At 57.1% G+C, this 238-nt stretch carries 1 protein-coding gene; it reads left to right on the top strand.

The window, feature by feature from the left end; translation table 11 throughout:
• On the top strand, positions 1 to 238 hold a 238-nt coding region (locus RYX56_RS25125; RefSeq protein ID WP_317124485.1), incomplete at both ends, for a hypothetical protein.

The raw sequence follows: 238 nt of genomic DNA, 5'->3' as shown, positions 1-238 counted from the left end.
GGCACCACGGCGAAGTACGCCTCCGTCGTTAGCGAGAACGAGCTGGATTTTGAGTTCCCTTATGGACGCGGCAACAGCACGACATTGACGATCCGCCGCGACGGCGAACTTGACGCATTTCTCGTTATCGAGAAGGGCCAGTTTCTCTGCAACGGGTTTAGCGACAGCAGCTATGTCAGCGTGAAGTTCGACGACGGGCCGATCCAGCGATTCAACTGCACCGATACATCCGACGGAC

The organism is Alkalihalophilus lindianensis (assembly GCF_032843265.1).
In the GTDB taxonomy this organism is placed as follows: Bacteria; Bacillota; Bacilli; order Bacillales; family Bacillaceae_D; genus Alkalihalophilus; species Alkalihalophilus lindianensis.
The sequence above is the reverse complement of the archived record's forward strand: the minus strand, read 5'-3'. Positions and strand labels throughout refer to the sequence as shown.